This is a genomic window from Modicisalibacter radicis, from assembly GCF_900961225.1.
Lineage (GTDB): Bacteria > Pseudomonadota > Gammaproteobacteria > Pseudomonadales > Halomonadaceae > Modicisalibacter.
Genome location: NZ_CAAHFN010000011.1, coordinates 49,547 through 68,652, shown reverse-complemented (window position 1 = coordinate 68,652; position 19,106 = coordinate 49,547). Strand labels below are relative to the sequence as shown.

Genomic DNA, 19,106 nt, shown 5'->3' with positions numbered 1-19,106 from the left:
TGCCTATTCATGCTGTGATAGCCGGTATTGTCTGGCTATAATGGATGCTGCCGACGGGCAATTTTTTGATGACTGTTGACAGAACGAGTCATCCGTCATGTCCGGTAGCGTGGCGCGACACGACGCCATGGAATTCGCAACCATGAGCCAAGGCTGACGACGACAATGGCCGATAAAGAGACAGATTCCTCCGGCTTTCTGCGTGCTCAATCCCTGACCAGCATGGCGCAGCGCGAGATCGAGCGACTGGTCATGGAAGGGCATTACTCGCCGGGAGAACGCATCAATGAGAATGCCTTGGCCACGCGCCTCGGCATCAGTCGTGGGCCGGTGCGGGAAGCCTGCCGCACCCTGGCGGCGCAGGGGCTCGTCCAGTTGATCCCCAACCGGGGCGTGTTCATTCGGGTGATCACCGAGGAGGATGCAAAATCGGTCTATGAGGTTCGTGCCGGCCTGTTCGGCTATTGCGGAATGTTGCTGGCGGGCCGCATCACCCGCGCCCAGCTGGATCACCTGGAACTGCTGATCGAGCAGATGGAGGTGGCGGCCAACGCCAGCGATTTCGATCGTTACTATCCTGCGAATCTGACCTTTCACGACTTCCTGATTTCCGCTTCCGGCAACGAGCGGCTGGTCAGGACCTACCATGATCTCGTCCGTCAACTGCACCTCTTCCGGACGCGAGGCCTGGTATCGGGAGACGGCATGAAGGCCTCCAACCGCGAGCATCGAGAGATCGTCGCGGGGCTTGCCTCGCGGGATGCCCAGCGAGCGTTCAAGGCCATGCACGATCATGTGATCGCCGGGCGGGACCGGGCGATGGGCGCGATTGCTCATGCCGGTTCGTGACCCGTGCTCGAGCGATGGTGACAGGCGGGGCATGTTCGCCTCCCGAAACGTTCCGCGAAACCGACCATGACGATCGCCGGGGATGGCGCCTTCAACCAGGGTCATGGTGTCACCGAGCGGCGCTTGAACAGGCGCTTGATGACCGGCTTCAGGAACGGACTGGACAGGCTCAGGGCCGTCATGACGAAGAAGAGATTGCAGATCGGGCTGTCGAAGAAGCGTGTCCAGTCGCTGTTGAAGATGATCATCGACTGTGACCAGTTCTTCTCGATCAGCTCACCGAGCACCAGTCCCATCACGAAGGGGGCTGGCCCGAAGCCGTGGCGCAAGGCCAGGAAGCCCACCAGGCCGGCGATCAGCATGACCCATACGTCGAACATCTGCTGCTGATAGGCAAAGGCGCCCACCACCGCGAAGCAGAAGACCGAGGGCCAGAGGAAGGTCCTGGGAATCAGGGTGATCATGGAGAAAACCTTGGCCCCCAGAAGGCCGATGAACAGAAAGGCGAAATTGGCGATCAGCATGGCCGTGAAAATGGCGTAGAGGATTTCCGGATTCTCGCGCATGAGGAACGGACCGGGACGAAACCCGTGCATGATCAAGGCGGCCAGAATGACCGCCGTGGTACCGCTTCCCGGTATCCCCAGGGCCAGCGTGGGCACCATCGCGCCGCTGGTCCCGGCGTTGTTGGCGGCCTCCGGTCCAGCCACCCCTTCGATCGACCCCTTGCCGAACTCCTCGGGATGCTTCGACCAGCGCTTGGCCTCGTTGTAGCCCATGATCGCGGCGACGGTCGTGCCCTCGGCGGGCAGGATGCCGATGATGGTACCGATCCCCGTCGAACGTAGAATGGTCGCCCAGATTCGTCGCAGATCGTCACGACTGGGCAGCCGCAATGCCACCGAGCGAATGCGCTCCATGACCTCGTCGCCGGCCTGGGATTGCTTGAGCATCTCGGATATCGCGAAGATGCCGATCAGCACGGGGACGAAGTCGATGCCTTCGTAGAGTACCGAGGTGCCGAAGGTGAAGCGCTCGATCCCGGTGACCATATGGATGCCGACGGTACTCACCAATACGCCGAAGAAGCCGGCGATCAAATTGCGCAGCGAGGACTTGCCGCTGATCGAAGCCAGCATGGAAAGCCCGAACAGCGTCAGGGCGAAGTATTCCTGAGGACGAAAGCTCAGCGCGACGGAGGCCAGTAGCGGTGCGGCGGCGATGAAGATGAAAAGGCTCAGGATGCCTCCGCCAACGCTGGCGATAGCCGCCACGCCGAGCGCCCGACCCGCCTCGCCGCGCTGAGCGAGCGGGTAGCCATCGAGTGCCGTCGCCACCGCGGGTGGCGCGCCGGGGGCATTGATCAGGATGGCCGTGATCGATCCGCCGAAGGTTCCGGCGCAGTAGAGTGCCGCCATCATGGCGATCGCCACGACCGGATCGAGTCCCAGCGTGAAGGGCAGCAGCAAGGCGACCGCCATGGTCGAGCTGAGGCCGGGCAGGGCGCCGACAGTCACCCCGAGCAACACGGAAACGAGAATCAGCAGAATGCTGGTGGGCGTCAGGATCAATTGGACGCCGGTCAGGATTGCATCGATGTTCAAGGCTAACGCCCCCCAAGTCGAATGATGATTGCAGCCGGAGCTCTCGCGCTTGGCCGTAAAAGGCGTACCTGATCAGCGAAAAATGTGCCCGATGATGCCCGGCAGGAAGGTCACCTGGAGCCCGCTGGCGAACAGCCAGAACAGTACGGTCGGGAACAGCAGGGCATAGGGCACCAGAATCTTCCAGCGGCGTTCGCCCCACAGCAGTGGCAGCGCCAAGGCCGCGAGGATGAGGCCGAGATAAGTACCCAGCCAGGGCATGACGCCGACCACGAACAAGAGCGCCACGGCGGTGATGTAGACGATGGATCCGGGACGCTCGCGACGGTCGCTGTCGATGTCGATGCCCTGTTTGCGTTTCTGCAGGTGCTCGAAAGGCAACAGCAGGGCCAGAGCGGCAATCAGGTAGAGCAGTAGCTGGGGGAAGGTGCCGGGTTGGACGTTCTGTGCCAGCGAGGCGGGAACCTGAGCGAAGAGGAAAGTTCGCCAGATCAGGAACGCGCAGATCGCCAGGACGATCAGGGCGACGACTCGATCCACCGGGTGAAGAGGCGATGAAGCGGGGCGGTGCCCCGGTTCATCGCCAGCACGACGTGCCGACGGGTGTCTCATTTCGGGATCCTCCGGATGACTCGCTGCCTACTTGTCGGTCAGGCCGAGCTTGCGCATGGTTTCCAGCGACGTCTGATACTCTTCCTTGATCTGCTTGTCCCAGACATCGCTGCCGGCGATGTTCTTCTCCGGGTCCAGGCCGTTGTTCTTCAAGTAGTTCTGGAATCGCTCGCCGTCCATCGCGGTGAGAATCCACTCTTCGATCCTGTCGGCCATCGCCGGGGGCGTATCGGCATGAATGTAATAGCCGCGGGTGGTGGAGACCTTGACGTCATCGCCTTTCTCGGTAGCGGTGGGGACGTCGGGGAGATCAGGAACGCGTTCCTCGGCGAGGATTGCCAATGCTCGAAGATCGCCTTCCTTGATCTGGTCCAGGGACTCGCTGACATTGGCGATGGTCGCGTCCACCGCACCCGAGCGAAGCCCCGTGACCATGTCGCCGCCACCGCCGAACGGCACGACCCTGACCTTGGCGCCGGATGCTTCGGCCCAGCGTTCGATACCGATGTGTTCGGTGCCGCCGACCTGCGCCACGCCCCAGGTGAGTGGTTCTTCCTGTGAGGCCTTGAGCAGCGCTTCATAGTTCTTGTAGGGGCTATCCTCGCGAACGACGATCACCGACGGATCGTCCATGGCCCGCACGACGCCCTTGATGTCGTCGATCCCGATCGGCGAGTTGCCGCGAGCGATGGTGTACAGATGGGTCTGTGTCAGGGCCATGATGGTGTGGCAGTCGGGACCGCGCTTCTTGAAGTATTCATGCGCGGCACGGGCGCCGCCGCCCAGCTTGTAGACCACGGTGACGTTTTCGTCGATCCCGGCCGCGGCGGCGTCCATCCACATGCGCATGGTGGTGTCGGTGCCACCACCGGCGGAGGAGTGGGAAACCAGTTCGATCGTCTTGGCCGGCCACTGTTGCGGATCGCAGGAGTCTTCCTGGGCCAGTGCACCAAGAGGCGCGAGCAGCGCCGCGGTCATCAGGCCGGCCCGGAGCAGGCGACCATTCGGTGCGGGTACGTTAGTGAGCTTGAGCGTCATGTAAGCCTTCCTTCTTGCTGTTTGTTTATGGCGTCTTGTCGTCGAAATGGGCTTTGGGTTTTCTTGAAATTATCGTTATTCGTCGACTCGCTATTTCACCTCCGAAGCCTGTCAGCTTGTTTTCCGTATACCAGTGTTCGTATCTAAATTGAAAACTGTCAACAAAAAACCCCCTTTGGGGCTTAACCTTTAGTCGCATTACTGTCGGTCGTACTGGTCATGGAATCTCCTTTTAGTCAATAAAAATCAGTTATATATAAGTGATAGAGTCACTTTCTTCCGGTAGCCGCTGCAGCCACCCGATGATCCGCCAATGGTCTGAGCGCGAAATGAAGCGCCCGATTTGACAAAATAGTTAACAGTTTTCAATACTGGGGTGGCCGACTCCTTCTGCTTACGCGCCGGGAGGTCGGTCAGGCGCCAGCTTCGTGGCGAGGCGTGCGTTTGCTGTACGCCCGGTCACCTGGGTGAACGATCAAGCCGGGAGAGCGACAACAATGAAAATCAAGGACATCAGGGCGAGCCTGCACACCACCTCCATCGAGATACCGCTGCTGGCCGGCAAGGTTGCCGGTTACGGCCGCGAGGAGCAGAAGGTGTTCGTCTTCTGCGAGGTGGAAACCGACGAGGGCATCGTGGGCCATGGCCTGACCGGGCACTTCCTCGCCCATGCGGTGGTCGCCGCCCTGGAAAAACACTTCCTGCCCGTCGTCAGGGACATGGATCCGTGCGATGTCGAGGCCATCCATCAACGCGTGGCCGCCAAGCTCAATCCGCGGGCCATGACCGGTACGGTCTCCATGGCATTGTCCTGTCTGGATATCGCCCTCTGGGATATCCAGGGCAAGCAGGCCGGTCGCTCGGTCACCCGGTTGCTGGGCGGCTGCCGCGAGCGGGTGCCCGCCTACGTCACCTTCGGTTTCCCCCAGTACGATCGCGACCAGTTGGCCGAGGCGGCCCGGCTGCACGTCGCCGGCGGTTTTCGTGCGCTCAAGACGGTGGTGGGGGTCGACAAGGGCGGCTGGCGCGAGGATGCGGCCCGGGTAAGGGCGATCCGCGAGGCGGTGGGCGACGACATCGACCTGATGATGGACGCCAACTATCTGTTCAGCCCGGTGGAGGCGAAGCTGTTGTGTCGCGCCGTCGAGGACTGCGATATCACCTGGTTCGAGGAGCCGCTCTACCAGAACGACGCCCGGGCCCTGGCCGACCTGCGCCGGTCGACGCGAATCCCGCTTGCCGCCGGCCAGATGGAGGGCCATCGCTGGCGCCTGCGCGAGCTGGTCGAGCATCAGGCGGTCGACATCCTTCAGCCCAATTGCACCTACTGCGGCGGTTATACCGAGGCACGCAAGGCCGCGCACCTGGCGCAGACCTACAATCTGCCGATCGCCAATGGCGGCGGCTGGCCGCTGTTCAACATGCACACCATGGCGGGGCTGGCCAACGGCTGGCTGGTCGAGTGGCACCTGGGCATGGTCTCGGTGGGCGAGACCCTGTTCGTCGACCCGCCGCGTCCCGAGAACGGCATCCTCACCATTCCCGATCGTCCCGGCCTGGGGCTCGAGATCGATCGTGATGGCCTGAAGGACACCCACGTCGCGGCCTAGGAAAGTGACGAGCGGCGTGTCGGTGCCCCGGCGCGCTACCTGACCCCCCGACGTGCTGCCACGCAGGCGTCGATCACTGTAGCGTCCTTTGACGACGAGGAGAGAGCATGGCTGACAAGCAGAAGGCCTCCATCGAGAAGTTCACCCCGGATATCGACTCCCGGCACGGCGAGGGATTGACCCGTGAAGTCGTCGAGTTCATTCGCGCGACCGATTACGCCGACTTGTCCAATGACCTGATCGCCATCGGCAAGAAGTCCATCCTGGATGGCTTCGGGCTGGCGCTGTCGGGGTCGGTGGCGGAATCGGGACGGATCGTCCAGGACTACCTGAAACGCCAGGGCGTCGCCGGCCGGGCCAGCGTCATCGGCACCGACATGCACGTGCCGGAGCGTTTCGCGGCGTTCGCCAACGGGGTGGGCATACATGCCGACGACTTCGATGATACCCAGCTCGCGGTGGGCCCGGATCGCGTCTACGGTCTGCTGACGCACCCCACCGCGCCGTGCCTGCCGGCCGCGCTGGCGGTCGCCGAGGTCCACGACCTGTCCGGACGCGAGCTGATGCTGGCCTATCACCTCGGTGTGGAGGTCGAGACCAAGATCGCCGAGGCGATCTCGCCACGCCACTATCAACATGGCTTCCACGCCACGGCGACCTGTGGCACCTTCGCGGCGGCAGCGGCGGCCGGGCGGCTGCTGGGGCTAGACGAGCCGACCCTGCTGCGAGCGCTGGCCATCGCCGCCAGCCAGTCGGCCGGCCTGCGCGAAAACTTCGGCACCATGACCAAGCCCTTCCACGCCGGTCGTTCCTCGGAGTCGGGCATCGTCGCGGTGGATTTCGCCCAGTTCGGCTGGAGCGCCACCGACAAGATCCTCGAATCGCCGCGCGGCTTCTTCCAGGCTCACGGCGGCGGCTATATGCTCGAGGCGATATCCGGCAGGCTGGGGCGCCCCTGGACCTTCGTCGAGCCCGGCGTCTCGATCAAGCCCAACCCCTCCGGGTCGCTGACCCATCCGGGCATGACCCGCATGCTCGAACTGATCCTCGAACATGACATCAGGCCCGACGATGTCGACCGGGTGGACGTGGGCACCAACCACAACATGCCCAACGCCTTGATCCATCATCGTCCGGCCAACGAACTGCAGGCCAAGTTCTCGATGGAGTTCTGCATGGCGATCCTGCTGCTCGAACGGCGCGGCGGCTTGCCGGAGTTCACCGATGAGGTGGTCAATCGCAGCGACGTTCAGGAGATGATCGGACGCGTCCACTTCGGCGTGCACCCCGAGGCGGAGGCAGCCGGTTACGACAAGATGACGACCATCATCGATATCCATCTCAAGAACGGGCAGACGATCTCGGGACGTGCCGATTTCGGCAAGGGCAGTCCCGCCAATCCGATGAGCTACGACGAGGTGGCCGACAAGTTCCGCGGCTGTGCCGAGTTCGCCGGTTGGGACAGCGCCAAGACCGAGTCGCTGATCGAGGCGGTGCGTCGTCTCGAGGAACTCGAGTCGGTCCGCGAGCTGACGCGCTGGCTCGGCGCGTGACGCCCGGTGCCGGCCGCAACGCCGGCACTGTCAACTTCATTCAGAGGGACTCGTGCCCATGTCGAATTTCTGGACGCCTGACCTAAGCGCCGAGTGCGCCATCGTCACCGGCGGAACGCGCAATATCGGGCTGGCGATCGCCGGCGCGCTGCATGATTGCGGCGCCAGCGTCTGTCTCGTCGGCGCCTCGGATCGCCAGGCGCTCGAGGATGCGCTGGCGACACTCGGCGGCGAGAGCGAGCGGGTGACCGGGCTGCTCGCCTCGGTGGCCGACGAGGCATCGGTCGAGGGCATCTTCGACCATGCCGAATCTCGGCTCGGTACGGTTTCGATTCTCGTCAACGGCGCCGCGGAGCGTCCTCACAAGCCGTTTCTGTCGATCACCCGGCAGGAGTGGGATTCCGTCGTCGGGGTCATTCTGACCGGCGCGTTCCTGACCGCACAGCAACTGTTCCGCCGTCTCCCCGAAGATCGCCAGGGGGCGATCGTCAATCTGGGCGGGCTGAGCGCGCACCGGCCGGCCACTGAACGCCCTCACGTGATCGCCGCCAAGGCCGGCCTGGTGGGGCTGACCCGGGCGTTGGCCGAGGAGGGGCTGGGCCGGGTGCGCGTCAATTGCGTGGTACCCGGGGCGATCGACACGACACGCAAGCCGGGGCAATCGGTGCCGCACCAGCGTGAGCAGGGTGCGCAGCGAGCACTGGGCACCAGCGAGACGGTGGCCCGGGCGGTACTTGCGTTCGCCGACCCGCGGGAATCCTATGTTTCGGGGCAGACGCTGCACGTCAACGGCGGCCGGTTCATGCCGTGATGCGCAAGCGCCATGTGTTCTCGTTGCTGGTCGTGGCTGCTGCAGCAGCCACAGGCTATGCAGCGAATCGCGTTGGAATACCGCTACCGTGGATCCTTGGCCCGATGCTGGTCAGTGCGGTAGCCGCGCTGAGTGGCCTGGGGATTCCCGAGTCGCTGATGGTGCGGCGAGGCGCTCAGGTGGTCGTCGGCACCGCGGTCGGCCATGGCTTCACGGCGGCTGTGCTGATTTCGCTCGCCTGGCAGGTGCCCTGGATGGTGCTGTTCGCGTTCTGGTCGCTGTGTATCGCGGCGGTCTGTTCGTTGCTGCTGGCGCGCTGGGCTCGCCTGGATCGACGCACTGCGCTGCTCGCCAATCTGCCCGGCGGGGTCGCCGAAATGGCCTTCCTGGGCGACGACAGTCAGTCGCGCGGTGCGAGCACGGCGATTTCGTTGATCCAGGCGATGCGCGTCACCTCGCTGGTGATTCTGTTGCCGTTTCTGCTGAGTCTGATCCTCGACGGTGCGGGCGGCGCCAGAACGACGGCCGGCGGTGTCGCCCCGGGCTGGGCGACGCTCCTGGTCCTGGCGATCGGTTACGGGGTCGGCTGGGGCATGAATCGTCTGGGGATTCAGAACGCCTTCATCGTCGGTGCGCTGCTGGTCTCGGTGGTCGATACGCTGAGCGGGGCGCTGGGCGGCGATGTTCCGGCATGGCTGTTCATCGCGGCGCAGATCGCCATCGGCCTGACCCTGGGTGGGCGTTTCAAGCGCGAAGAGATCGCGCGACTGCCGCGGATCCTGGCGGTGGGGCTGGGCGTCTCGCTGATCACCTCGACACTGATCATCCTGTCGGCCTGGTCGGTCGCGGGCCCGCTGGGCATTCCATTGTCGATAATGACACTGGCCGGCTCGCCGGGCGGCATCGCCGAGATGATGATCACGGCCACCTCGCTGGGCCTGGGCGTCGCCGAAGTGGTGGCGTTCCAGATGGTACGCATCATTATCGTCAACCTGTCGGCTTCGCCGATGGCCCGTCTGTGGCTGCGGGTAACGTCTTGAATGGGCGGGGCCGGCGTGGACCGGGCTTGGCGTTTGCTTCTATGCTGTGCCGAGTGATCGGTTTCCGACGGTTTGTTTTCTTTTATCAGAGAGTAGAGGTTGCCATGAGCGAGACCCGTATCGAACGCGACAGCATGGGCGAGCTGGAAGTGCCGGCCGGCGCGCTTTACGGCGCCCAGACCCAGCGTGCCGTCAACAATTTTCCGGTCAGCGGGCAGCCGATGCCGGCGGCTTTCATCGCCGCGGTGGCGCGGATCAAGCAGGCCGCCGCCGAGGTCAACCGTGACCTCGAGCTGCTCGACGCGCCGCGCGCCGAGGCGATCATCGCGGCGGCTCAGCAGCTGATCGACGGCGAGCACGCCGATCAGTTTCCCATCGATGTCTTCCAGACCGGCTCGGGCACCTCGACCAACATGAACGTCAACGAGGTGATCTCGCACCTGGCATCCCGCGAGGGGTTCGAGGTGGGACCCAACGACCACGTCAACATGGGCCAGTCGAGCAACGATGTGATCCCCACGGCGATTCACCTGTCGGCCGCCTTGACCGTCAAGGAGCGGCTGTTGCCGTCGCTGGAGTACCTGAAGGCGACGATCGAGCGCAAGGCCGGCGAACTCGATGACGTGGTCAAGACCGGGCGCACCCATCTGATGGATGCCATGCCGGTGCGCATGAGCCAGGAACTCGGCGGCTGGGCGAGCCAGGTGGGCCAGGCCATCGAACGCCTGCAGAACGGCCAGCAGCGGCTCTCGCGGCTGGCCCAGGGCGGTACGGCGGTGGGCACCGGGGTCAACGCGCATTCCGAGTTCGCCTCGCGCATCGCCAGGGTGCTGAGCCGCCAGACCGGCCTGGAACTGCGCCCCAGCGACAGCTTCTTCGCCAGCCTGGGTTCGCAGGATGCCGCGGTCGAGCTCTCGGGACACCTGCGCACCTACGCCTGCGCGGTGATGAAGATCAGCAACGACCTGCGCTGGATGAACTCGGGGCCGCTGGCCGGGCTCGGCGAGATCGAACTCGAGGCGTTGCAGCCGGGGAGCTCGATCATGCCCGGCAAGGTCAATCCGGTGATCCCCGAATCCGCCGCCCAGGCTGCTGCCCAGGTGATCGGCCTGGACAGCGCGATCGGCGTCGCCGGCCAGAGCGGCAACTTCCAGCTCAACGTCATGCTGCCGCTGATCGCCAACAACCTGCTGACCTCGTTGACGCTGATGACCAACGTCAGTCGCCTGCTTGCCGATCGGGCGATCGCCACCTTCAACGTGCGCCGCGACAGCATCGACGCACCCTTGTCGCGCAATCCGATCCTGGTCACCGCGCTGAATTCGGTGATCGGTTACAACGCCGCCGCCGCGGTGGCCAAGAAGGCCTACCAGGCCGGGCGGCCGATCCTCGACGTCGCCGAGGAGGAGACCGATCTGTCGCGTGACGAGCTCGAACGCCTGCTCGACCCGGCCAGGCTCACCGAGGGTGGCATACCGGGCTGATTGCCAAGCGAAGCGCCGGGAATCGCCCGGCGTCATTCGGGAACGAAAAAGCCGGCGTCCACCAGCGCCGGCTTTTTTGCGTGTCCATGAGGCGTGTCTCGGTCAGCCGTGCCGGGTCGCCTCGCCGTCACCCTCGCGGCGTGCCTCGTGAATGGTCTCGGCGGCCTCCTTGCGCTCCTCGCTGTCGGCCTCGGGAGAGTCGTTCTCGTCGGCGCGGGCCGGGCGATAGCAGAGCGTGGCGAGGATCGGAAAATGGTCGGAGCCGAACCCCTTGAGCCGGCGCATGCCGCCCAGCGTGAAGTGTTCGCTGACGAAGATGTGATCGAGCGGCCAGCGCAGCAGGAAGTGGCGGGCGTGGAAGGTGCTGAACATGCCGCGACCACGGCGCGGGTCGAGCATGCCGCTGACGCGACAGAAGAGCCGGGTGGTGCGCGACCAGGCGACGTCGTTGAGATCGCCGAACAGCAGGGTCGGCTGTTCGTGCTGGTGAATGCCCTTGCCGACCAGCAGCAGTTCGGCGTCGCGCCACAGCGATTCATCGCTTTCACTGGGTGCCGGCGGGCGCGGGTGCACGGCGTGAATGCGGATCCTGACGCCGCACTCCATGCGCAGCCAGGCGTGGATCGACGGGATGTCGCTCTGGATCAACCACTTGACCTCGACGTCCTCGAGCGGCTCGCGCGAAAACAGGTGCATGCCGTAAAGGTTGTCGAGCGGCACCTTGACGCTGTGCGGCCAGTCGGCTTGAAGCGAACGGGTCAGTTGCTCGCCCCACCATTCGTCGGATTCCAGTGTCAGCACCAGATTGGGCTGGGCCGCGTGGATCTGCGTGAGCAGATCCTGAGCGTTGCGATTGGGCGTCAGCACGTTGGCCACCAGCACGGTGAGGTAGCGCCAGTCGCCGTCGGCATGGGCATCGGCAACCTTCTTCGTCGCCAGCGGTGTCCAGGGGCGGATGTGCTTGCCCTGAACGGTGACCACGATGGCGCAGGCGGCGATCGCCCACCAGCGCCACTCGGCGCTGCCAAACAGCCAGAGCAGCAAGCCGGCAGCCAGCGCCAGGCCGGCAAGTTGCAGCCGAGGGAAATCGAAGCCCCGCACCCACCAGTAGCGCAGGCGCAAAAAGGGGACCAGGGTGGCAATCAGCAGTAGTCCAGCCGCGATGCTCAGGCCGATGTCGACGATCATGCTTACTCCGGGCAGACCGCTCGATATCCGCCCGGCTAGTGGCGCCACTCGCAGGTGACGCGTTCGGCTCGGCAGGTCATGAGCGGCATGAAAATGCGCCCACTAATAACATGAATGGCCGGCATGTAGTAACCGTCTTGCGCGGGTCGGGCGTCCGTCCCGCGCTCAATTCAGCGCTGCACACAAAGTGGGCTGGCTCTGGCGAAGATAGCCGGCGAGAGCCTCGCGCTGGCTGGCATCGAGGCGAAGGTAGCGCTTGGTGCGCCGCCACAGGATGTCGTCGGCCTCGCGCGCCCATTCGCACTCGACCAGGTAGTCGACCTCGCGCTGGGACAGCCCTCCGCCGAAATCCTCGCCGAGATCCTCGAGCCGTTTGCAGCCCTCGAGAAAGTGCAGGCAGAGGGTGCCATAGCTGCTGGCGAAGCGACGTGCGCGGTCATCGCCGAGAAACGGGTAGTCGCGTAGCAGACGCGCCTGAAAGTCCGCCCGGCTGCCGATATCGCCGCCGGGCAGGCGAGCGTCGGCTGTCCACGCCGGCCGCATGACGGGGAACAGCGGGGCGAGCGTCGTCAGGGCGGTTTCGGCGAGCTTGCGATAGGTGGTGATCTTGCCACCGAACACCGAGAGCAGGGGGGCGCCCCGGCGGTCCAGGTCAAGGGTATAGTCTCGGGTCATCGCCGCCGGGTCGGTGGATTCGTCGTCGCACAGCGGGCGCACGCCGGAGAAGGTGGCCACCACATCGTCGCGGCTCAGCGGGGTGCGGAAATGGGCATTGACCACCTCGAGCAGGTAATCGATTTCTTCATCGCCGGCATGGATGGTGGCGGGGTCGCCCCGGTAACGCACATCGGTGGTGCCGATCAGGCTGAAGTCCTGTTCGTAGGGCAGCACGAAGACGATGCGCCCGTCGCGGTTCTGCAGGATGTAGGCGCGTTCGTCGGTGTTGATGCGGGGCACTATCATGTGGCTGCCCTGAATCATGCGGATGCCGTAGCGCGAACGGTGCGAGGTGCGTTCGCTGATGAACCTCTCGACCCACGGGCCGGCGGCGTTGACCAGCACCCGGGCGCGGCGCTCGAAGCGCCGTCCGCCAGGCTGTTCCTCGAGCACCAGCCGCCATTGACCGTCTTCATCGTGGGCTTCGACGCAGCGCGTGCGGACCAGGACTTCGGCGCCGTTATCGCGAGCCTGCAGGGCATTCAGCACCACCAGACGGGCGTCGTCGACCCAGCAATCGGAATATTCGAAACCGCGGCTGATCTCTTCGCGTAGCGGGTTGTCGGGGGTGAAGCGCAGGCCCTTCGAGCCTGGCAGGCTGTCGCGCTTGCCCAGGTGATCGTAGAGGAACAGCCCGGCGCGGATCATCCACGCCGGGCGCAGGTGCGGCTGATGGGGCAGTATGAAGCGTAGCGGCCAGATGATGTGCGGGGCTTTCCCGAGCAGCACCTCGCGCTCGCGCAGGGCCTCGCGGACCAGCCGGAATTCGTGATACTCGAGATAGCGCAGGCCGCCGTGGATCAGCTTGCTACTCGCCGATGAGGTCGCCTGGGCCAGGTCGGCCTGCTCGCAGAGCGCTACCGAGAGGCCACGACCGGCGGCGTCGTTGGCAATGCCCGTGCCGTTGATACCCCCGCCGACGACGAACAGGTCGAGTGGCGGCGGGGAGGATGGCGAAGCGCCCATGTCGGCTCCTTCGGGATATCCCGAGTGCGATAACGAAAATGATGACCACCATTATCGATGATATTTTCGATTATGAAAACATCATGGGTGAAAGCGAACACCCGGTGCTCGGGAAACCGGTCTCGGGTCGCCTTTCAGGCGGGCAGGGCCGTGGTCGGGTCTTCGGCGATATGCAGGGCGACGTCGTGGGTCTCGATCAGTTGCAGCAGGCGCTCCGGCGGCTGGCGGTCGGTGAACAGGGCGTCGATCTGCGCGATATTGCCCTGGCGCACCACCGCGTTGCGATGGAACTTGGAGTGGTCGGCGAGCAGCATCACCTGCCGGGAGTTGCGTATGATCGCCTGGGCGACGCGCACTTCCTGGTAGTCGAACTCCAGCAGCGAGCCGTCATCGTCGATGCCGCTGATGCCGATGATGCCGTAGTCGACCTTGAACTGGTTGATGAAGTCGATGGTCGCCTCGCCGATGATCCCGCCATCCCGCGAACGCACCTGGCCACCGGCGACGATGACGTTGAAGTCTTCCTGGTGCTGGAGAATGGCCGCGACATTGAGATTGTTGGTGATGACCTCGAGGCCGTGGTGGTCGCACAGGGCTTCGGCGAAGATCTCGTTGGTGGTGCCGATGTTGATGAACAGCGAGGTGTTGTCGGGAATCTGCCGGGCCAGCAGGCGCGCGATGCGCTGCTTGGCGTCGAGGTTGAGCGTCTTGCGCGTCTGGTAGGCGGTGTTTACGGTGCTCGACTCGAGCCCGGCGCCGCCGTGGACCCGGCGAACCCGGCCCTCGTTGGCCAGCAGGTTGAGATCGCGGCGGATGGTCTGCGGGGTGACCCCGAAATCGCCGGCCAGTTGTTCGATGGAGGCGTAACCCTGGCGCTTGACGAGGGCGATGATGGCGTCGTGGCGGTTGCGCTGGAGCATGAAGCGTTCCGTTGAGTTGTCGGTGCGGTGCCCGCGAGTGGCATGTCCTCATACTACCAGCTTGCGCGAACGGCGCGGCGGCGCCCGACGCGGCGGCGCCCGACGAACTCGACCATGGTCGTAGGGCGAACGCCTTCCAATCATTTGTTGTTAAGTGAAAAGCGGTTTAGCCTCCCTTTAGCGATAACGAACATGCGGCAACCGAGCATCCCCTTTGTCGATAAACGTCCGGCGAAAACGATGCGGGGCCGGACAACCGTCAACGACACGAGTACGCCATGGCTTCCTACCTGCTTTCCATCGACCAGGGCACCACCAGTTCGCGAGCCATCCTCTTCGACCGCGACGGCCGGAGCGTGGCGGTTGCCCAGGAGGAGTTCCCGCAGCATTTCCCCCATGACGGCTGGGTCGAGCACCACCCGGAGGACCTCTGGCAATCGGTATCGCGTACCTGCCGCCAGGTACTGGCCAATGCCGGAGCGGGTGTCGAGGCGGTGGCGGCCATCGGTATCACCAATCAGCGCGAAACCACGCTGGTATGGGACCGGCTCACAGGCGAGCCGGTCTACAACGCGATCGTCTGGCAGGACCGACGTACCTCGGAAGACTGCCGGGCGTTGACCGAGGCCGGGCATGACGCCTTGATTCGGGAGCGCAGCGGGTTGGTGATCGACCCCTACTTTTCGGCGAGCAAGCTCAAGTGGCTGCTCGACAACATCGAGGGGGTGCGCGAGCGCGCCGAGCGCGGCGAGCTGGCCTTCGGCACCGTCGACAGCTTTCTGCTGTGGCGGCTGACCGACGGACGGGTGCATGCCACCGATGCCACCAACGCTTCGCGCACGGCGCTGTTCAATATCCACGAACAGCGTTGGGACGACGACCTGTTGGCGCTGTTCGGGATTCCCGCCAGCCTGTTGCCCGAGGTGCGCGACTGCAGCGGCGACTTCGGCACCGCCCGGCCCGACTGGCTGGGCGGCCCGGTGCCTATTCGCGGCGTGGCCGGCGATCAGCAGGCGGCGCTGGTCGGCCAGGCGTGCTTCGAACCGGGCATGGCCAAGAGCACCTACGGCACCGGCTGTTTCATGATTCTCAATACCGGGGATCGCGCGGAAACTTCACGCAATCGGCTGTTGACCACCGTCGCCTACCGCCTCGGCGGGCGGGTGACCTACGCCATGGAAGGCAGCATCTTCGTCGCCGGGGCCACGGTGCAGTGGCTGCGCGACGGTCTCAAGCTGTTCGCCGAGGCTGCGGATAGCGAACAACTGGCGCGCAGTACCCGCAAGGGGCACGGCGTCTACCTGGTGCCGGCCTTCACCGGGCTGGGCGCGCCGCACTGGGACCCGCAGGCGCGCGGGGCGATCTTCGGGCTGACCCGCGACACCGGCATCGCCGAGATCGTCGCCGCCGGTCTGCAGTCGGTGTGCTACCAGACCCGCGACCTGCAGACCTGCATGAACGATGACTTCGATGGGCGTACCGGCACCCTGCGTGTCGACGGCGGCATGGTCGGCAACGACTGGCTGATGCAATTCCTCGCCGACATGCTGGGGGTTCCGGTGGACCGGCCGCAAACCCTCGAAACCACTGCGCTGGGCGCGGCCTACCTGGCCGGGCTGGCGATCGGCTGGTATGCCGACCTCGACGAGATTGCCCGGCTATGGCATTGCCAGCGCACCTTCGAGCCGCAGATGGCCGAGGAGGAGCGCGAGGCGCTGTATGCCGGCTGGCAGGACGCCGTGGAGCGGGTCAAGTGTCGCTGAGGCGTGATGGCCCCGGGGGCTTGGCGGCGGGCGGAGAGAACGGTCGCCGGCGCGTGGGGCAGTCCTGGAATTGCCCGCCGAATCAAGCACAAGGGGGAGGGCCTCTGGCGGCGAAAAGTGCCCGAGGGGGGTTGCATTCGCCGCCGCCGCGGGTAGAATACGCATCCGTTGCCGGCCAGCGCCCATGCGTGAACGCCGACACCGTCTGCAGGACCGTAGCTCAGTTGGTTAGAGCGCCACGTTGACATCGTGGAGGTCAGCGGTTCAAATCCGCTCGGTCCTACCAGTCAGACTCCTCAACATTGCAGGACCATAGCTCAGTTGGTTAGAGCGCCACGTTGACATCGTGGAGGTCAGCGGTTCAAATCCGCTTGGTCCTACCAGCTTCCGAGACGCCCGATTCGCTTGCCGAGTCGGGCGTCTTTCGTTGGATGGTCGTCAAGGTGTTTCAGGCAGAGCGGGCCGCGCAATGCTCGTCGGCAAAGCGGGCGATCTCCTCGAGGGCGCGGTTGGCCGCGCCGAGCAGCGGAGCGAAGCCGACGAACACATGCGGCATGTCGGCCCACAGGCTGAGCTTGACGGGGCTGCCGCTCTGCTGCGCCTGCTCGGCATAGCGTCGGCTGTCGTCGAGCAGGATCTCCGCTTCGCCGCACTGGATCAGCGTCGGCGGCAGGCCGGCGAGATCGCCCTCGATCGGCGAGACGCGCGGGTCGCCGGGCTCGGCCGCCGACTGGCCGAGATACAGCCGGGTCAACCGCGGCAGCAGGCTGGCGTCGAGGATCGGGTCGACGTCGGCCTTGCGCGTCAGTGAATCGCTTTCCCAGCTCTGGTCGGTGGCTGGCGAGAAGGCGAGCACTGCCTCGGGCAGGCGCCGCGCTTCGCGCTTGAGAACATCCACACAGGCCAGCGTCAGGTTGCCGCCGGCGCTGTCGCCGGCCAGCAGCAGGCCGTCGTCGGGATGCTCGCGACACAGCCAGTGCCAGGCGTCGAGACAGTCCTCGAGCCCGGCGGGAAAGGGCGACTCGGGGGCCAGGCGATAATCGATGGCGATCACCTCGGCCTGGCAGGCCCGGGCCAGTCGCGCCGTCAATGGACGATGGCTGGCCGGACTGCCGGCGATCCAGCTGCCGCCGTGGATATACAGCAGGCGGCGGCTCGGCGTGTCGTCGGTCTCGGCCGGGCGCACGCGCTCGGCGGCGATGACGCCGGCACGGGTCGGAATCAGCAGCGGTTCGACCCGGCAGTGAGCGTCGAGGATCGTTGGGTCGGCCGCGAAGTACAGATCGAGCAGGCGACGTTTGACGACGAGGTCGTTGCCGCTGGCCAGGTTGAGCGACTTGAGTCGCTCGAGGTGCGTGAGCACGGCGTCCAGCCCCTCGTGGGCGGCGCCGGGCGAGGGCGTGCGATGCATGGACGAGCCTCCCGGTAAACTCTGGGACACACAGCATGGCGTCAGCGAGAGGCGGCGGCAATGGCTAGCCGTTGAAGTCGCTGGCGGCGGCGAAGATCGCTGCCAGGCGCTCGATGCCGGCCTGGTCGTCGTCGGAGAAGCGCGACGGGCGTGGGCTGTCCAGGTCGAGCACGCCCCACAGGCGGCCATCGACGACGATCGGCACCACCAGCTCGGCGCGCGAGTCCGCGTCGCAGGCGATGTGGTCGGCGACGGCGTGGACGTCATCGACGCGCTGGGTCTGACGGCTGCGCGCCGCGGCACCGCACACTCCCTTGGTAAACGGGATCGGGTTGCAGGCCGGCTTGCCCTGGAAGGGGCCGAGAATCAGCGTCTCCGGCCGGCGTTGCAGGTAGAAGCCGACCCAGTTGAGATCGGTGACCTCCTGCATGATGAAGGCGCAGGTCTGGGCCGCGTTGGTCAGCCAGTCGCGGCTGTCGAGCAGCGCTTCGAGCTGGCGGGCGAGGCGGGAGTAATCGCTCATGGACGCTTCCTTAGGAGATTCTTTCGCAACCCGGCAGGCGAATCGGGCCTTGCCGGCGACAGGACTTCGCGAGGGCGCTGTAACCCCGTCCCTGAGTCCCCGGCACCCCACCATCGCAGGGGTGGCGACTAGGCGGGCCTGAAAGCAGACGGGCCGGCCTTTTCGGCCGGCCCGCGGTCATGCGAGGTGACGCTTATTCCCAGCCGGGAACGGCGCCGCCCTTGAACAGTTCCTCGGCCTTGTCGACCACCGGCTGGCTCTGGTAGGCCTCGACCAGTTGCTGGATCGCTTCGCGGTCTTCATCGCCGCCGCGCACCACGATCAGGTTGACGTAGGGCGACTCGGGGCCCTCCTTGATCAGCGCGTCATCCAGGCTCAGGCCGGCCGGCTGGGCGAAGGTGTTGTTGATGAAGGCCATGTCGACGTCGGGCAGTACCCGCGGCAGTTGCGCGGCCTCGATCTCGCGGAACTCGAAATCGTGCGGGTTCTCGGCGATATCGATCGGCGTGGCTTCGAGATTTTCCGGATCGTTGAGCTCGATCAGCCCCTTGTTGTGCATCAGGATCAGCGAGCGGCCTTCGTTCGACGGATCGTTGGGCAGGGCGATGGTCGCGCCGTCGGGCAGCGCCTCGACGCTGTCGTACTTCTCGGAATAGGCGCCGATCGGGTAGACGAAGGTACGCCCGGCGATGGCGAAGTCGTAGCCGCGGTCGCGGACCATCGACTGCATGTACGGCTCGTGCTGGTAGGCGTTGGCGTCGAGGCTGCCATCGGCCAGCGCGGCGTTGGGCGTGACGTAATCGGTGAACTCGATGATCTCGACGTCGAGCCCGTACTTGTCCTTGGCGATCCGCTTGGCGACCTGCATGACGTCGGTTTCGGGGCCGGCCACGGTGCCGACCTTGATCTGCTCGTCGGCGGCGCCGGCGGGGCCGGCGACCAGGCCGAGGCCCAGCAGGGCGGTGCCGAGTGTCTTGGCGATGGCGTGCTTCATGATGTGTCTCCTTGCGATGATGG

16 protein-coding genes and 2 tRNA genes are annotated in these 19,106 nt (G+C 65.2%); 9 read left to right on the top strand and 9 right to left on the bottom strand.

The genetic code is table 11. From position 1 onward, the window contains the following. The first annotated feature begins 165 nt into the window (after positions 1 to 165). Entirely contained in the window at positions 166 to 849 is a 684-nt protein-coding gene (locus HR9077_RS00350; RefSeq protein ID WP_136063979.1) for an FCD domain-containing protein, read from the top strand. Between the two features lie 101 nt (positions 850 to 950). Here the strand turns inward: HR9077_RS00350 and HR9077_RS00345 are convergent, their stop codons facing one another. From HR9077_RS00345 to HR9077_RS00335, 3 genes are all read right to left on the bottom strand, one after another. Beyond that, positions 951 to 2,453 carry a tripartite tricarboxylate transporter permease gene (locus HR9077_RS00345; protein ID WP_244612972.1) on the bottom strand — a complete coding sequence of 501 codons (1,503 nt, stop codon included), beginning with the start codon at positions 2,451 to 2,453 and terminating at the stop codon, positions 951 to 953. Positions 2,454 to 2,525: 72 nt separating this feature from the next. Continuing rightward, positions 2,526 to 3,065 (bottom strand): tripartite tricarboxylate transporter TctB family protein, encoded by a 540-nt coding sequence (locus HR9077_RS00340; RefSeq protein ID WP_136063977.1) that lies wholly within the window; start codon positions 3,063 to 3,065, stop codon positions 2,526 to 2,528. A 27-nt stretch (positions 3,066 to 3,092) separates the two neighbouring features. After that, positions 3,093 to 4,103 (bottom strand): Bug family tripartite tricarboxylate transporter substrate binding protein, encoded by a 1,011-nt coding sequence (locus HR9077_RS00335; protein ID WP_136063974.1) that lies wholly within the window; start codon positions 4,101 to 4,103, stop codon positions 3,093 to 3,095. 497 nt (positions 4,104 to 4,600) lie between these two features. Here HR9077_RS00335 and HR9077_RS00330 point away from each other — a divergent pair, with 497 nt between their 5' ends. From HR9077_RS00330 to HR9077_RS00310, 5 genes are all read left to right on the top strand, one after another. After that, complete coding sequence (locus HR9077_RS00330; protein ID WP_136063972.1) at positions 4,601 to 5,713, top strand: mandelate racemase/muconate lactonizing enzyme family protein; 1,113 nt, start codon at positions 4,601 to 4,603, stop codon at positions 5,711 to 5,713. 107 nt (positions 5,714 to 5,820) lie between these two features. Beyond that, positions 5,821 to 7,266, top strand: coding sequence for an MmgE/PrpD family protein (locus HR9077_RS00325; protein ID WP_136063971.1), 1,446 nt, complete (start codon positions 5,821 to 5,823; stop codon positions 7,264 to 7,266). A gap of 58 nt (positions 7,267 to 7,324) precedes the next feature. After that, entirely contained in the window at positions 7,325 to 8,077 is a 753-nt protein-coding gene (locus HR9077_RS00320; RefSeq protein WP_136063970.1) for an SDR family NAD(P)-dependent oxidoreductase, read from the top strand. Then, positions 8,077 to 9,117 (top strand): AbrB family transcriptional regulator, encoded by a 1,041-nt coding sequence (locus HR9077_RS00315; protein ID WP_136063969.1) that lies wholly within the window; start codon positions 8,077 to 8,079, stop codon positions 9,115 to 9,117. Before HR9077_RS00320 ends, HR9077_RS00315 begins: the two co-directional genes overlap by 1 nt. Before the next feature lie 104 nt (positions 9,118 to 9,221). Next, a complete protein-coding gene (locus tag HR9077_RS00310; protein WP_136063968.1) occupies positions 9,222 to 10,601 on the top strand; it encodes a class II fumarate hydratase in 1,380 nt (459 codons plus the stop codon). A 102-nt stretch (positions 10,602 to 10,703) separates the two neighbouring features. Here HR9077_RS00310 and HR9077_RS00305 read toward each other — a convergent pair whose 3' ends face one another. The 3 genes from HR9077_RS00305 to HR9077_RS00295 form a co-directional block, all read right to left on the bottom strand. Beyond that, positions 10,704 to 11,786: an endonuclease/exonuclease/phosphatase family protein gene (locus HR9077_RS00305; RefSeq protein ID WP_458692900.1), complete on the bottom strand. Its 1,083-nt coding sequence runs from the start codon at positions 11,784 to 11,786 to the stop codon at positions 10,704 to 10,706. 168 nt (positions 11,787 to 11,954) lie between these two features. Beyond that, complete coding sequence (glpD, locus tag HR9077_RS00300) at positions 11,955 to 13,472, bottom strand: glycerol-3-phosphate dehydrogenase (RefSeq protein ID WP_136063966.1); 1,518 nt, start codon at positions 13,470 to 13,472, stop codon at positions 11,955 to 11,957. Between the two features lie 134 nt (positions 13,473 to 13,606). Further along, the gene (locus HR9077_RS00295; RefSeq protein WP_136063965.1) at positions 13,607 to 14,392 is read right to left on the bottom strand and encodes a DeoR/GlpR family transcriptional regulator; all 786 of its coding nucleotides are present in this window, start codon (positions 14,390 to 14,392) and stop codon (positions 13,607 to 13,609) included. A 278-nt stretch (positions 14,393 to 14,670) separates the two neighbouring features. On the opposite strand from HR9077_RS00295, the gene glpK reads away from it, so the two are divergent. The 3 genes from glpK to HR9077_RS00280 all read left to right on the top strand — a co-directional run bounded on the left by glpK (position 14,671) and on the right by HR9077_RS00280 (position 16,538). After that, the gene (glpK, locus tag HR9077_RS00290) at positions 14,671 to 16,155 is read left to right on the top strand and encodes a glycerol kinase GlpK (RefSeq protein WP_136063964.1); all 1,485 of its coding nucleotides are present in this window, start codon (positions 14,671 to 14,673) and stop codon (positions 16,153 to 16,155) included. 209 nt (positions 16,156 to 16,364) lie between these two features. Continuing rightward, positions 16,365 to 16,441 (top strand) — tRNA-Val (locus tag HR9077_RS00285). A 20-nt stretch (positions 16,442 to 16,461) separates the two neighbouring features. Then, a tRNA-Val gene (locus HR9077_RS00280) sits at positions 16,462 to 16,538 on the top strand. Positions 16,539 to 16,603: 65 nt separating this feature from the next. Here the strand turns inward: HR9077_RS00280 and HR9077_RS00275 are convergent. The 3 genes from HR9077_RS00275 to HR9077_RS00265 all read right to left on the bottom strand — a co-directional run bounded on the left by HR9077_RS00275 (position 16,604) and on the right by HR9077_RS00265 (position 19,083). After that, positions 16,604 to 17,566, bottom strand: coding sequence for an alpha/beta hydrolase (locus HR9077_RS00275; RefSeq protein ID WP_168380856.1), 963 nt, complete (start codon positions 17,564 to 17,566; stop codon positions 16,604 to 16,606). Between the two features lie 64 nt (positions 17,567 to 17,630). Beyond that, positions 17,631 to 18,089, bottom strand: coding sequence for a GAF domain-containing protein (locus HR9077_RS00270; protein WP_136063962.1), 459 nt, complete (start codon positions 18,087 to 18,089; stop codon positions 17,631 to 17,633). A 193-nt stretch (positions 18,090 to 18,282) separates the two neighbouring features. Next, positions 18,283 to 19,083: a MetQ/NlpA family ABC transporter substrate-binding protein gene (locus HR9077_RS00265; RefSeq protein ID WP_136063960.1), complete on the bottom strand. Its 801-nt coding sequence runs from the start codon at positions 19,081 to 19,083 to the stop codon at positions 18,283 to 18,285. Positions 19,084 to 19,106: the final 23 nt, after the last annotated feature.